A 13,359-nucleotide genomic window follows, 5' to 3' on the forward strand; every position below is an offset into this window, starting at 1 on the left:
TCATAAAGAAACCTAAACTCTTACCGCGCAGCGACCCGCAAGGGCCGGCCGGCCGACCCGCCCAATGTAACCGAAGACCCCCTCAAAAGCAATGGTCCTCGGAATTTTACATATACATCCCGCCGTTGACGTGGATCACTTGCCCCGTCAGGTAGGCGGCCTTGTCCGAGCAGAGCCAGTAAACGGCGTTGGCCACATCCTCGGGATGCCCCATCCTGCCCAGGGGAATCTGCTCGATGAAGCTCTCCTTCACCTTTTCGGGCAGGACCGCCGTCATATCCGTCTCGATGAAACCCGGGGCAACGGCATTGACCCTGATCGCACGCGAGGCGACTTCCCGCGCTACGCTCCGGGTGAATCCCAGGACCCCCGCCTTGGAGGCGGCGTAATTTCCCTGCCCGAAATTGCCGCGCTCGGCCACGACCGACGAGAGGCTCACGATGCAGCCCGACCGCTGCTTCAGCATCGGCTTCAACACGGCCTGGGTGCAGTTGAAAACGCTCTTCAGGTTCACCTGGATGACGGCATCCCACTCCTCTTCACTCATCCGCACGAGAATCTTGTCGCGGGTGATGCCGGCATTGTTCACCAGCACGTCGATACGGCCGAATCGATCGAGGATGTCATTCAAAAGGGCCGTAACAACCGGGTAGGAAGAGACATCGACACGGTGGCTCTCCGCCGCGATGCCCCGCGATTTGAGCACGGCGAGGGTCTCCTCGGCAGCAGTTTCATCCGGATCGTAGTGGGCCAGGACCAGACGGGCGCCCTCCTCCGCAAAGGCGTAGGCCGTTGCCCTCCCGATTCCCCTGGATCCTCCGGTGATCATCACGACCCTGGAAGCTTCTTCTCCCATTCTCTCACCTCGATTGCACCGCTCCCGCCACCGACCGCACCCGGCTCCGGCAGAGGAGCACGTCAGGAAACCACCTGTTTTTCGTGATCGTTGTTTATAGTTTGAACTGAAATCAGCTGCCGGGCCATTTTATCCAGCACCCGGTTTTCCACATACCGGGCCGCCAAAATGACCGCGTTCTTGATGGCCCGGGGCGGCGATCCGCCGTGGCAGATCATGCCCACGCCCTGAATCCCCAAAAGCGGCGCCCCACCGTACTCTGCGTAGTCGAGCACCCTGCGCGCCCGCGCAAGGGCGCGGCCCCCGGCCAACAGCAGCAGACGCCCCGCCGTCGAGCGGCGCAGCTCCGCCCGCATCAGCGCCTCCATCTGGTCACTCAGCCCCTCGATCAGCTTCAGGACCACATTGCCCACAAAGCCATCGCACACAATGACATCGGCGGCGCCCGAAAGAATATCCCTCCCCTCGACATTGCCGATGAAATGGAGCGGGCTCCGCGTGAAAAGCTCCCAAGCCGCGCGCACCTGCTCATTCCCCTTGCTGACCTCTTCACCGATGTTCAGGAGGGCGGTTCTCGGCCGACGGACCCCGAGACAGGCCGAGGAAAAGGCATGCGCCATCAGACCGAACTGCAGGAGGTGTGAAGGCCTGCAGTCCACGTTCGCACCCGCATCGATCAGGACGACGGGGCCGGATGGTGACGGGAGCAAGGTTGCGATGCCAGGCCGATCGACACCTTCCAGCCGGCCGAGTATCAGGAGCCCCGCAGCCAGCGTCGCACCCGAATTGCCGGCGCTGACCACCGCCTGCGCCTTACCGGCTTTGATGAGTTCGAAGGCCACACGGATCGAGGCACCTTTCTTACCACGAACCGCCTTCATAGGCGATTCGCCCATCTCCACGACATCCTCGCAGTGGTGGACGAACACCCCCGACACCGCTCGCTGGGAGCGCAGGGATTTGCGGATCGCGGGTTCACGACCCACCAGAACCACCTCGATGCCACGCTCTCTAGCGGCCTCAACGGCCCCTCGAACAATGGCATCCGGTGCGAGATCCCCTCCCATGGCATCCACCGCCACGATCATGCCAGCCCGTTTCCATCCTTCAAACGATTTTCGGTCCGGGTCCGCTGCCTGTCAGGACACGCCGATTCGGGAAAAAACGCGGCACCGGGTGCCTCCATACCGGAAAAGGTCTATTTTTCGAACGTCTTCGCCGTTCAATCCCTCCCCTGCAGGGTGGGCCACGGCTTCGCAGCGCAGCGCAACCCTTGCGGGGGGTCCGCCTTGGCCAGGATCAAGGAGACCACCTGTCAAATGGAATCCAGCTCGTGTCCAGTCCGGAAATGAGGATTTTTTCTTCACACCCTTCGGGTGCTCAGTCCCACCGCTTCGCGGCGGGTCCCGGTTTGTCAATATCAAGGAAATCAAGCGTTTGCGCGGAGGCGACCTGGTGGTCGCCGCACAAGCAAACGTGCAGATTGACGCCGAGATTGGCAAAAAAGACCATTTCCGGATGGAAACTAGCTCTCTTCTTTGGCGATAATGGTCCTTCCTTTGTAAGTGCCACACTCAGGGCAGACCCGATGCGGGAGCACCGGCTCATGGCACTGCGGGCAGGTCGAAAGGTTGGGCAGATTTACATGATCGTGCGCCCGGCGCGTATCACGCTTCGCTCTGGATTTCCGTTTCTTGGGGACAGCCATATCGTTTATCCATCTCCTTGAATCTTTAAGGTTTTAAACTTTGCAAAGGCCGGATGGGTCCGGTCTTCCTTGCAACGGCAAGCCGCCTCGTTCAGGTTGACCCCGCATTGGGGGCAGATCCCTCGGCAGTCTTCCCGGCAAAGCAGCTTCATCGGCAGCGCCAGGTAGATCTGTTCCCGGACCAGTTCGGCCAGATCGATCTCGTTGGCGGTGATGTAATCAGTGGAAAGGTCCTCTTCGCTCAACTCGACCTCCTCCCCGGCCTCGCCGGGCGGAGGCAGCACGAGAAACAGGCGGAATGCGGCGTCAACCGGAAGGATATAGGTCTCGAGACATCGGTCACAAGGAACCTTGAGCCTCCCGCTCATGTGGCCCTCGAGGACAAATTTGCTTCCCAACCGAGACAAGGTCGCCGAAACGGAAATGGGGCCGTCCAGCCCCAAGACCGGATCGTCCGGGCCTTCGGACCGCCACCAGCCCGGCGTCAGCTCAAAACTGAACTCCCGATAAGGACCTGTAATGGTTCGAAGATCAATGATCAACGGGTTCGATCCTTTCCGTCCGCCGTCCGGCCGCCCTTTCCGCCCGGACGGGGTCATCATCGATTTTAGGCGGCCTCAGTACATGCGCAGGCCGCCTCGGCACGGCGGAGCTTCTTTGAATCCGCATCCCTCCGGCATCAGCGCCCATCAAAAAAATAAAAGATTTAGTATATAAATAGGCTTACCTTTGTCAAGAATTTAATTCCTGCAGCCATATCTCAGCAAGCTTTAAATGTATTGAACTTATTTTTCTTACGTTTTATTTTTTTATTGACGTTTGCCACATCCTTATGATATTTACCAGAATAAAGATTTTCATAGGCCGAGAGTCGCAATCGTGCTCGATTCATACCCCGCCTTGATGTGATCTATGTGGAAGTCGCGGCAAAATCTCAATTATTACGAAAAACTCAGACGTTCCTTCTATGAAATTCTGCGGGACTCCCTCGAGCGGCAACTGATGAAGATCGCCCTGGTCGATTCCTTTTACAATTACGAAAGGGAGGGAATCGAATATCCATTTGTCGACAGAAGCGAACTCAAACCCAAATCCAAGCGCATGGAAAAGGAGTCGGCCCTCGACAATACCTTTATCGTCATCTTTTGCGAAGGGAAGCTCAAGCCGCAGCAGAAAACCTATATTCGGTTCTTCCCGGAAAACTCCGTCATCAAGAAGAACCTCGCCTATCTAGCCAATTTCGCCCTCTATAAACGATTCCATCGCAATCTGCGCTATTTCGAAACGCCCGGCTTCTTCGATCTGGTGGAGGGGCTGCTCAACATCGACTACGCCCTGCTGATCCAGCAAGATCCCACCGTCGTAAAGCGCAACCGCTACGCCCTCACCCATTTCCACGTCAAGATCGACTGGCCCATCGCCGAAGCCGCCCAGGACCTCGCGAAAGGGCTTCGCTATATCCAGAATCACCTTTATGAAAACGGTGACAAACAGGGGCGCATCCTCCAGAATAAACTCTTCGAATACTACGGATGCCACCACAGCGTCGGGGGAAGACGGACGGCGGGGCTCATCGCCGCACAACTCTTGCGCTCGCTCGACTGCATCTCGACCATCTTCGTTTCGAGTTCGGAGTCCCGAAGCATGTACAAGTACTCCGAGTCCGGCGTCTCCAAATTCCACCTCGTTCAACTGAACGAGCGCCAGGTCGAACAACTGGCCGGGAAAGAGAGCGTTTCTCCCGAAGCCTTCAAGGCGAATCACCTGTATCCGGCCGAAGGCTTTTCCATCGGCATCGCCGAAGCCCGATACAGCCACACGGTCTACGGCCGCCCCCCGGAAGACGGCAAGCTCCGCAGACTCAAACCGGCCTACAACTGGCTTCGCATCGAGGACGAATTCCTTCACCCGCGGATCAACGCGCTCAACGCCCAGCCGATCAGCTACAGCTGGGTATACAGCAGCAGCCCCGAACCGCCCCCCAAGCCGCCCTCCTGAGCCTCCGGCCGAACGGAAACCTCACCGTTCGAGAGCCAGGAACCACACCCCCGTTCCCCGCCGGCACCGCAGGATATAAACGTCCTTCTCCACTGTGCGCACCTTGAAATAATCGTCGTCCTCCCCGTACCAGCGGTCCAGAATCTCCTCGATGCGGTGCTCCCTCCCTTTGTATTCAAAGGCGATGGGCCGCTCGTCGGCCTTGTATCCCGAATAGGCGTCCACCCGCACCGACAGCCACAATGATGTCATTTCCTTTCCCCCGGCACGGCCCCCCCACATGCGTGCGGCAAAAGTCCAGCCGCCCTCCGCAGGTTACGGTTCACGATCCGCTTGGTCCTTCTGAAAGACATGTGCTATATTATAGGTTTATTTCGACCCGAAACCGAGGAATATTCTTCACAGGCCCCGCCTGCTCAGTCCCACCCCTGCCGGGGCGCGGGTCCAAGGTTTCTTTACAGGGCCCGGCGCCTGGTTTATCTATACTTTCTCCGGAGGCTTTTCGATTCCATGAGCGTACAAAAGATCGTCACCCGATTTCCCCCGAGCCCCACCGGCTACCTGCATATCGGCGGCGCCCGAACAGCGCTTTTCAACTGGCTCTTCGCCCGCAGGCACGGCGGGACGTTTATCCTGCGGATCGAGGACACCGACCAGGCGCGCTCCACGGACGAGGCCGCGCAGGCGATCATCGAGTCCATGCAGTGGCTGGGGCTCGACTGGGACGCCGGCCCGTATTTCCAGTCCCGGCGCTACGACCTCTACAACCGCGCCATCGACCAACTGCTCGCCGAAGGCAAGGCCTACCACTGCCATTGCTCCCCCGAACTCCTGGAAGCGAAGCGCAGCGCCGCCAAGGCCAAGGGTCTCAAACCGAAATACGATGGCACATGCCGCGACCTCGGCCTCGGGCCGGCCCCGGGCTCCGTCGTCAGGCTCAAATGCCCCACCACCGGCTCCACCCATTTCGACGACCTGATCAAAGGGCCGATCCGCATCTCGAACGAAGAGTTGGACGACCTCATCCTGCGCCGCTCGGACGGCAGCCCGACCTATCACATGGCGGTGGTGGCCGACGACATCGACCTCGGGATCACGCACGTGATCCGCGGGGACGACCACGTCAACAACACCCCCCGGCAGATCCAGATCTACAACGCCCTGAGGGCGCCGACGCCCCATTACGGCCACGTCCCCATGATCCTCGGCCCCGACAAGACCCGTCTGAGCAAACGCCACGGCGCCATGTCGGTCCTCGCCTACCGCGACATGGGCTACCTCCCGCACGCGCTCCTGAACGCCCTTGTCCGCCTGGGATGGTCCTACGGCGACCAGGAGAAGTTCACACGGGAAGAACTCATCGAAAAATTTTCGCTCGAAAACGTCGGCAAGTCCGCCGGCGTCTTCAACCTCGAAAAGCTGATCGACCTGAACGCGCAGTACATCCGTGAAACACCCGACAACGATCTGGCCGGCCTGCTCGTCCCCTTCCTGGAGGCGATCGGCATCCGGGGCGTTCCGGCCAAGCAACTCGAGGCGGCGGTCGCAACCCTCAAACCGCGCAGCCGGACCCTGGTCGAGATGGCCGAGGCGGCCCGGATGTACTTCGATAAGGGGTTGACCTACGAAGAAAAGGGGGAGAAGAAGTTCTTGGTCCCCGAGGTCCTGCCCCACCTCGAGGACCTCGCCAAGCGGCTGAAAAGGATGGAGGCGTTCAACGAAGGCGCCCTGGAGGACCTGTTCAGGGCCTTTCTCGAGGAGCGCGGCATCAAGCTGAAGGAAGTCGCCCAACCGCTGCGCCTGGCCCTGACCGGCCGAACGGCCAGCCCGGGCCTGTTCGAGGTGATGGTGGTCCTCGGCCGTGACGAGGTGTTGCGGCGAATCGACCGCGTCCTGCGCCACATCGAGGCCAAACGGTAGAACGGGTTCAGCGTCCGAAGATGTGCTTGGCGATCACGCGGCGCTGGATCTCGGAGGTCCCCTCGTAGATCGTCAAGACCCGTGCGTCGCGGTAATAGCGCTCCACCGGAAAATCCTTCATGTACCCGTACCCGCCGTGCACCTGGATGGCCTTGTAGGCCGCCCGGTTGGCCATCTCCGAGGCGTAGAGCTTGGCCATCGACGCTGCGGCGCCGAAGTTTTCGCCCCGATCCCGCATCGCGGCGGCGTTGAAGGTGAGGAGGCGCGCGGCCTCGATCTCGAGGGCCATGTCGGCGATCATCCAGCGGATCCCCTGGAACTGCGAGATGCTCTTGTTGAACTGAACCCGCTCCCTGGCGTAGTTCACGCTGGCTTCGAGGCAGGCCTGGGCGATCCCGACCGACTGAGAGGCGATCCCTATCCGGCCGCCGTCGAGGGATGCCATGGCGATCAGAAAGCCGTCCCCCTCCTGGCCGAGGAGATTCCGGGCCGGAACGCGGCACTGATCGAAGACCAATTCCACCGTGTCCGAGGCCCTGAGCCCCATCTTCTCCTCCTCTTTCCCGACCGAAAACCCCGGGGTTCCCTTTTCGACCACGAAGGCGCTGATCCCCCTATGGCGCTTGCCCTTGTCCGTGTACGCGGTCACCACGGTGACATCGGAGTTCTTGCCGGTGCTGATGAAGATCTTGTTCCCGGTAATGACATAGCTGTCGCCGTCCCGCTCGGCCTTCGTGTGCTGGCTTGCCGGATCGGACCCCGCCGAAGGCTCCGTCAGCGCGAAGGAGCCGATTTTCTCCCCGGCGGCGAGCGGTTTGAGGTAGGTCTCTTTGAGGGTATCCGACCCAAAGAGGTAGATCGGGCCGCAGGCGACGGAGTTGTGGACGGACATGATGACCGCCGTCGCGGCGCAGGCATAGGCGACCTCCTGCATCGCCGCCGAGTAGCTGACCGTGTCCGCCCCCGCGCCGCCGTACTCCGCCGGGACGTTCATCCCCATCAACCCGAGATTCCCCATCTTCCGCAGATTTTCCCGCGGGAACTCGCAAGTGCGGTCCCGTTCGGCCGCCGTCGGCAGCAATTCCTCGCGGGCGAAGTCCCTGACCATCGCCTGGATCATCCGCTGTTCTTCCGTCAACTGGTAGCCCATGCCTCCCCCTCGCTCAAACGGTTGGAACCAGAGAACCATCCGCGCCGCACGACGGACCCTGCCTCAGGGGGTGTAGAGCACCACCAGGAGTTCGGCCCTTTCGCCGCTCAGATTCCTGAGCCTGTGGACAATCGATGAGTCGAAGTGGACGTTCTGGCCCGGGGCGAGGACGTTCCGGTTCTCGCCCACCATCACCTCCACCTCGCCCTGGAGCACATAGACGAACTCCTCGCCGGGATGCTGGTAGCTGACACCCTTGTGCTCGGAGCGCGGATCGATAAAGATCTTGAAGGCCTTCAGGTGCTTGTGCCGCGCCTCGGGGGTCAGGTTTTCGTACGTATAGTCCTCCGTGCGTTTGCGGTAGTCTTCGGCGGATTTTTCGTCGGCCCGCTTCTTTTCCTCCTTCAAAAGGATGCTGGAGTCGACCTCCAGGGCCTTCGAAAGCTGAAGGATCACCGCCACCGGGGGAATGACCTCCCCCTTTTCGACCTGCGAGATGTACTTGGGCGCAAGCCCCGTCTCGTTGCCGAGATGTTTGAGGGTCAGGCCTTTTTTCTTCCGCAGCGCCGCGAGGCGCTTGCCGAATGGCTTGCTCGACTGTTCTTGCGGCATGGGATTTCCCTCCCTTGAATCCGTTCACGGGTATTGAGCCGAAGGCCCCGCCGCCTCCGCATCAGGGCCTCAAACCACCGGTCCGCCCGGCCGATCTTCTTCTTCGGGTTTCTTGAAAACCTTGAACATCTGAAAGACAAAGCCTGCCAGAAGGGCAAGGCTGATCAGGATCATCAGGTTGGACGCAAAAAAGGTCATGACAAAGGAAAAGGGATCGTTCAAATGGTAAGCGGCGATGAGAACGTATACGCCGAAGAGAAGGAAAAACAGCGCCGCAGCCACCATGGCGCACTGCCGCAGCCACCATAGGCCCTTAGACATGTTTGTCCTCCGATCCCGCCCGACGGACGCCTGCCACGCAGAGGGCTCCGCCCGCCCGCGCGGTCCCGCTAGATCTGAAGGTGCGGCAGGACAAGATCGTCACAGGCGGAATAGGGATCGAGCGACCCGTCGGCGATCAGATCCACCGCCTGGTCGAATTCGCCCGACGCGATCAGGCGCCCGATCATCTCCTCGACCAGCCGGTCCTTGATCATCTGCACCAGTTCCTCGCGCACCCGCCCCCGCTGCTGCCGGAACCGCAGGGTCCCGCAGGTCTCTTCGATATAGGCCCGGTGCCGATCGATCGCCTCGATCAGTTCGGCCACCCCCTCGTCGAAGACCGCCTGGGCCTTGAGGATGGGCGGCTTCCAGCGCCCTTCGGCAAATTTCTTCTGATCCATGTCGATCATGAGTCGGAGATCCGTCATGGTCTTGTCGGACCCATCCCGATCGGCCTTGTTGATCAGAAAGATGTCGCCCACCTCGAGGATCCCCGCCTTGATGGCCTGGATATCGTCCCCCATCCCCGGGATCACGACGATCACGGTCGTGTGCGCGCTCTTGACCACATCCACCTCGTCCTGGCCTACGCCCACGGTCTCGACAATGATATAGTCCTTTCCCATGGCATCCAGGACATCGATGGCGCTGCGCGTCGATTGCGTCACCCCGCCGAAGTGCCCCCGCGTCGCGAGGGAGCGGATGAAAACCCCCTTGTCCATGCTGTGGCGCTGCATCCGGACCCGGTCGCCCAGAATGGCCCCGCCGCTGAAGGGGCTGGTCGGATCGACGGCCAGGACGCCGACTGTCTTTCCCCGCTGGCGCAAATAACTGATCATCCGGTCCACCAGGGTGCTCTTGCCCACACCGGGCGCACCGGTGATCCCGATCACATAGGCTCGGCCCGTGTGGGGGTAAAGCGCTTTGAGAATGCTTCTCACATGCGGCATCCGGTCATCGATGTCGCGAATGAGCCGCGCAACGGTGCGGATATCCCCGGCGATCACCTTCTCGACGACCTCGTTCATCGGGTTCAGGCCTCCCTCGGGGTGACGTGGTCCCTCACCCATTGGACGATCTGGTCGAGCGGCGTGCCAGGCGTGAAGATCTCCCTGATCCCCGCGGTCTTCATCCTCGGGATGTCGTCTTCCGGGATGATCCCGCCCCCGACGACGATGATGTCGTCGACCCCGCTCTCTTTCAGAAGCTCCACCACGCGTGGAAAAAGATAGCGATGGGCCCCTGCGAGGCTCGAAAGCCCGATCATGTCCACATCCTCCTGGATGGCGGCCTCCACGATCTCTTCAGGGCTCTGATGAAGGCCGCTGTACACCACCTCGAAACCGGCGTCGCGATAGGCCCTCGCAATGATCCGCGCCCCCCGGTCGTGACCGTCAAGCCCCGGCTTCGCCACCATGACCCGAACCCTTCTGCCGCCTGTCATCTTCTCCTCCTCACGCTAACCTTGGAACCAAACCGCTGTAAACGCACGTCGCGATCTTCAGGGGGCCGCCGAACGCCCGGACCGACGGCCCACCCCTTCAACCCGCTCCATCCAGCAGCCCGAAGGCTGCAGCCCGCGCCCCGAAAAGTCCAACCAGGCCATCTTCAGCAAACCGCCCTCTTCCGCCGAAGGGCACAACCCGATCGAGGTCAGTCCCTCCCGTCGCTGCGGGATCGGCGCAGCGGTGTTTCGCCGGCCTCGGCCTCAGTAGATCCCCGGGTCCCGGTAGGTGCCAAACACCGAGCGGTACACGTCGCAGACCTCCTGCAGGGTGGCCTGCGCCTTGACGGCCGCGATCACCGGCTCCATCACGTTCTTCTCGGCGGCGCACGCCTCGCCCACCCGTTCGAGGCACTCCGCCACCCTGGCCGCATCGCGCAGCGACTTGACGCGGTCGAGTTTTTCGATCTGGAGCCGCTCGAGCTCTTCGTCGAGTTCCAGGATCTCCACCGGGATATCCTCGTCGGTGACGTACTTGTTGACCCCCACCACGGTCTTCTGGCCGGCGTCGACCTGCCGCTGGTAATGGTAGGCCGCGTCGGCGATCTCCTGCTGCGGGTAATTGCGCTCGATCGCCGCGAGCATACCCCCCATGTCGTCGATCTTCTGGATGATCTCGAAAGCGTCCCGCTCCATCTTGTCCGTGAGCGCCTCCACGAAATAGGAGCCGCCGAGCGGATCGATCGTGTTGGCCACCCCGGATTCCTCCGCGATGATCTGCTGGGTCCGGAGCGCGATCGTGGCCGCCTCCTCGGTGGGGATCGCGAGGACCTCGTCGAGCGAATTGGTGTGCAGCGACTGAGTCCCGCCCAGGACAGCCGCCAGCGCCTCGAGCGCCGTTCGGACCACATTGTTGTAAGGCTGCTGGGCCGTCAGCGAGCAGCCGGCCGTCTGGGTGTGGAACCGCAGCCACCAGGAGCGCGGATTCTGCGCCTTGAAGCGCTCGCGCATGATCTTGCCCCACATCCGCCGGGCCGCCCGGAACTTGGCGACCTCTTCGAAGAAATCCAGATGGGAGTTGAAGAAAAAGGAGAAGCGCGGCGCGAACGAATCGACCGGCAGGCCGCGTTTCACGGCCTCTTCGGTGTATGCGATCCCGTCGGCCAGGGTGAAGGCCAACTCCTGCACCGCTGTCGAGCCCGCCTCCCGGATGTGGTAGCCGCTGATGCTGATCGTGTTCCAGCGCGGGACCTCCCGGGTCCCGAACTCCACGGTGTCGGTCACCAGCCGGACGGAGGGCCGCGGCGGGCACATGAAGGTCTTCTGGGCGATGAATTCCTTCAGCATGTCGTTCTGGATCGTCCCCCCGATCACCTCGCGCGGTATCCCGCGGTTTTCGGCCATCGCGATATACATGGCCCAGATGATGGAGGCGGGCGGGTTGATGGTCATGGAGGTGGTGATCTGATCGATCGGCAGACCTTCGAAGAGGTCTTCCATGTCCTTCAGGGTGTCGATAGCGACCCCGCAGCGCCCGCATTCACCGCGGGCCTTGGGGGCGTCGGAGTCGTAGCCCATGAGGGTCGGCATGTCGAAGGCCGTCGACAGGCCGGTCTGGCCGGCTTTGACCAGCAGGTGGAACCGGCGGTTGGTGTCCCTGGCCGTGCCCAACCCGGCGAACATGCGCATCGTCCAGAGACGTCCACGGTACATGGACGGTTGCACGCCGCGGGTGAACGGATACTCGCCCGGGAAGCCCAGGGCCCCCATATACCGCTGATCCCGGACATCGAGCGGCGTATAGATGCGGTCGATCTCGACATCCGACACGGTCGAGAACCGCTCCAGCCTCTCGCCGTGCTGCCTGAAGATCTTTTCCAGCTCTTTCCGCCAGCGCTCTTCAGCCTTCTCGATGTCCCCGAACACCTTCGGGTTGAAGGTCGTAGACATACGGCACCCTCCTATTTGGACCGATGACCCCGTCGAACCAGCCGGTGGATCGACGATGATTGACTCGGCGCCTGAACCCGGCATGCCCGAGAAAAAGCGCGGGACAGCGGCCGGTCTGCGGCAGCCGATCCCTATACCCTCGAAGGGGCTGCTCCCTCCCCGGAAGGAGCGCCCCTACTTGCCTTTGAGGAGGTTCCGGGCCACCACCAGGCGCATGATCTCGTTGGTCCCTTCGTAGATCTGGCAGATCTTGGCGTCCCGCATGTGCCGCTCCATGGGGTATTCCCGGGAATAGCCGTAGCCGCCCAGGATCTGGATCCCCTCGATCGAGGCGCGCATCGCCGCGTCCGAAGCGAACATCTTGGCCATGGCGGCCTCTTTTTCATAGGGCATGTGATGGTCTTCGAGCCAAGCCGCCCGCAGGGTCAAGAGCTCCGCGGCATCCAGCTCCGTCGCCATGTCGGCCAGCTTCCACTGGATCGCCTGGAAGGTCGAGATGGGTTTGTTGAATTGCTCACGCGTCTTGGAGTATGCGAGCGCCTCCTCCAGCACCGCCCGCCCGATGCCCAAGGCCTGAGAGGCGATCCCGATGCGGCCGCCGTCCAGGGTACTCAACATCTGCTTGAACCCCTCGCCTTCATGGCCGAGCAGGGCGTCGGCAGGCACGCGGGCATCCTCGAAGACCAGTTCGGCCGTGCCGGAGGCAAGGATGCCGAGCTTTTCCTCAACCCGCCCCACCTTGAAGCCGGGCGTGTTTTCGAGATCGGCCACGAAGGTGCTGATGCCCTTGTAGCCCTTGCCCTTGTCGGTCACGGCGGCGAGCACGCAGTAGGAGGCCACGTTTCCGTTGGTGATGAACTTCTTCTCGCCGTTGATGATCCAGTGATCGCCGTCCCTGACGGCCGTCGTACGCATCGCGGACGGGTCGGAGCCGGCCCCGGCCTCGGTCAGCCCGTAGCAGCCGAGCTTCGCCCCCGAGGCGCAGGGTTCCAGGTACTTCTTCTTCTGTTCGTGGGTCCCGTAAGCCATCACCGGGAAGCAGTAAAGCGAGTTGTTGACCGACATGATGACGCCGGTCGATGCGCAGGCCTTCGACACCTCGATCAGGGCCAGCACGTAGCTCACGTAATCCATCCCGCCGCCGCCGTACTCCTCGGGCACGGCGATGCCGAGCATCTTCAGCTCGCCCAACTCCCGGACGATCGCGGCCGGGTGGGCATGGGTCGCATCCAGTTCGGCGGCCTTCGGTTTGATCTCCGCTTCAGCGAAGCGGCGCGCCATTTCACGGACCATCTGCTGTTCTTCAGTCAGTGCAAAATCCATAACTGGCTCGTCTCCATCCGGAAAAGATTACGAAACCCAAGGTTTCCAGAGCGGAAGCGGGGATTTCCGCCTGCCTG

The 13,359-nt window shown here is 61.7% G+C and carries 15 protein-coding genes; 2 read left to right on the forward strand and 13 right to left on the reverse strand.

Annotation, left to right across the window (positions count from 1 at the left end; genetic code table 11):
* Positions 1–106: 106 nt before the first annotated feature.
* The 5 genes from fabG to ACZ500_RS12585 all read right to left on the reverse strand — a co-directional run bounded on the left by fabG (position 107) and on the right by ACZ500_RS12585 (position 3,166).
* On the reverse strand, positions 107–856 hold the full coding sequence (fabG, locus tag ACZ500_RS12565) for a 3-oxoacyl-[acyl-carrier-protein] reductase (protein WP_464232818.1): 750 nt from the start codon (positions 854–856) through the stop codon (positions 107–109).
* A gap of 62 nt (positions 857–918) precedes the next feature.
* Positions 919–1,944, reverse strand: coding sequence for a phosphate acyltransferase PlsX (gene plsX, locus ACZ500_RS12570; protein ID WP_464232819.1), 1,026 nt, complete (start codon positions 1,942–1,944; stop codon positions 919–921).
* A gap of 292 nt (positions 1,945–2,236) precedes the next feature.
* The gene (locus tag ACZ500_RS12575; protein WP_464232820.1) at positions 2,237–2,368 is read right to left on the reverse strand and encodes a hypothetical protein; all 132 of its coding nucleotides are present in this window, start codon (positions 2,366–2,368) and stop codon (positions 2,237–2,239) included.
* 13 nt (positions 2,369–2,381) lie between these two features.
* Positions 2,382–2,564: a 50S ribosomal protein L32 gene (gene rpmF, locus ACZ500_RS12580; protein ID WP_464232821.1), complete on the reverse strand. Its 183-nt coding sequence runs from the start codon at positions 2,562–2,564 to the stop codon at positions 2,382–2,384.
* A 5-nt stretch (positions 2,565–2,569) separates the two neighbouring features.
* Positions 2,570–3,166, reverse strand: a complete 597-nt coding sequence (locus ACZ500_RS12585) for a YceD family protein (RefSeq protein ID WP_464232822.1) — start codon at positions 3,164–3,166, stop codon at positions 2,570–2,572.
* Between the two features lie 310 nt (positions 3,167–3,476).
* Here ACZ500_RS12585 and ACZ500_RS12590 point away from each other — a divergent pair, with 310 nt between their 5' ends.
* The gene (locus ACZ500_RS12590) at positions 3,477–4,562 is read left to right on the forward strand and encodes a hypothetical protein (protein ID WP_464232823.1); all 1,086 of its coding nucleotides are present in this window, start codon (positions 3,477–3,479) and stop codon (positions 4,560–4,562) included.
* 21 nt (positions 4,563–4,583) lie between these two features.
* Here ACZ500_RS12590 and ACZ500_RS12595 read toward each other — a convergent pair whose 3' ends face one another.
* Positions 4,584–4,814, reverse strand: a complete 231-nt coding sequence (locus ACZ500_RS12595; RefSeq protein ID WP_464232824.1) for a hypothetical protein — start codon at positions 4,812–4,814, stop codon at positions 4,584–4,586.
* 258 nt (positions 4,815–5,072) lie between these two features.
* On the opposite strand from ACZ500_RS12595, the gene gltX reads away from it, so the two are divergent.
* Entirely contained in the window at positions 5,073–6,482 is a 1,410-nt protein-coding gene (gene gltX, locus ACZ500_RS12600) for a glutamate--tRNA ligase (RefSeq protein ID WP_464232825.1), read from the forward strand.
* A gap of 7 nt (positions 6,483–6,489) precedes the next feature.
* Here the strand turns inward: gltX and ACZ500_RS12605 are convergent, their stop codons facing one another.
* The 7 genes from ACZ500_RS12605 to ACZ500_RS12635 form a co-directional block, all read right to left on the reverse strand.
* The gene (locus ACZ500_RS12605; protein ID WP_464232826.1) at positions 6,490–7,632 is read right to left on the reverse strand and encodes an acyl-CoA dehydrogenase; all 1,143 of its coding nucleotides are present in this window, start codon (positions 7,630–7,632) and stop codon (positions 6,490–6,492) included.
* A 63-nt stretch (positions 7,633–7,695) separates the two neighbouring features.
* Positions 7,696–8,244 (reverse strand): helix-turn-helix domain-containing protein, encoded by a 549-nt coding sequence (locus tag ACZ500_RS12610; protein ID WP_464232827.1) that lies wholly within the window; start codon positions 8,242–8,244, stop codon positions 7,696–7,698.
* Positions 8,245–8,313: 69 nt separating this feature from the next.
* Positions 8,314–8,565 (reverse strand): hypothetical protein, encoded by a 252-nt coding sequence (locus ACZ500_RS12615; RefSeq protein ID WP_464232828.1) that lies wholly within the window; start codon positions 8,563–8,565, stop codon positions 8,314–8,316.
* A gap of 68 nt (positions 8,566–8,633) precedes the next feature.
* The gene (gene meaB, locus ACZ500_RS12620) at positions 8,634–9,593 is read right to left on the reverse strand and encodes a methylmalonyl Co-A mutase-associated GTPase MeaB (RefSeq protein WP_464232829.1); all 960 of its coding nucleotides are present in this window, start codon (positions 9,591–9,593) and stop codon (positions 8,634–8,636) included.
* A 5-nt stretch (positions 9,594–9,598) separates the two neighbouring features.
* On the reverse strand, positions 9,599–10,009 hold the full coding sequence (locus ACZ500_RS12625; protein WP_464228540.1) for a cobalamin B12-binding domain-containing protein: 411 nt from the start codon (positions 10,007–10,009) through the stop codon (positions 9,599–9,601).
* A 264-nt stretch (positions 10,010–10,273) separates the two neighbouring features.
* Positions 10,274–11,959, reverse strand: coding sequence for an acyl-CoA mutase large subunit family protein (locus ACZ500_RS12630; protein WP_464232830.1), 1,686 nt, complete (start codon positions 11,957–11,959; stop codon positions 10,274–10,276).
* Between the two features lie 174 nt (positions 11,960–12,133).
* On the reverse strand, positions 12,134–13,282 hold the full coding sequence (locus tag ACZ500_RS12635; protein ID WP_464228538.1) for an acyl-CoA dehydrogenase: 1,149 nt from the start codon (positions 13,280–13,282) through the stop codon (positions 12,134–12,136).
* Positions 13,283–13,359: the final 77 nt, after the last annotated feature.

The sequence above is a fragment of the Desulfatiglans parachlorophenolica genome, assembly GCF_055394735.1.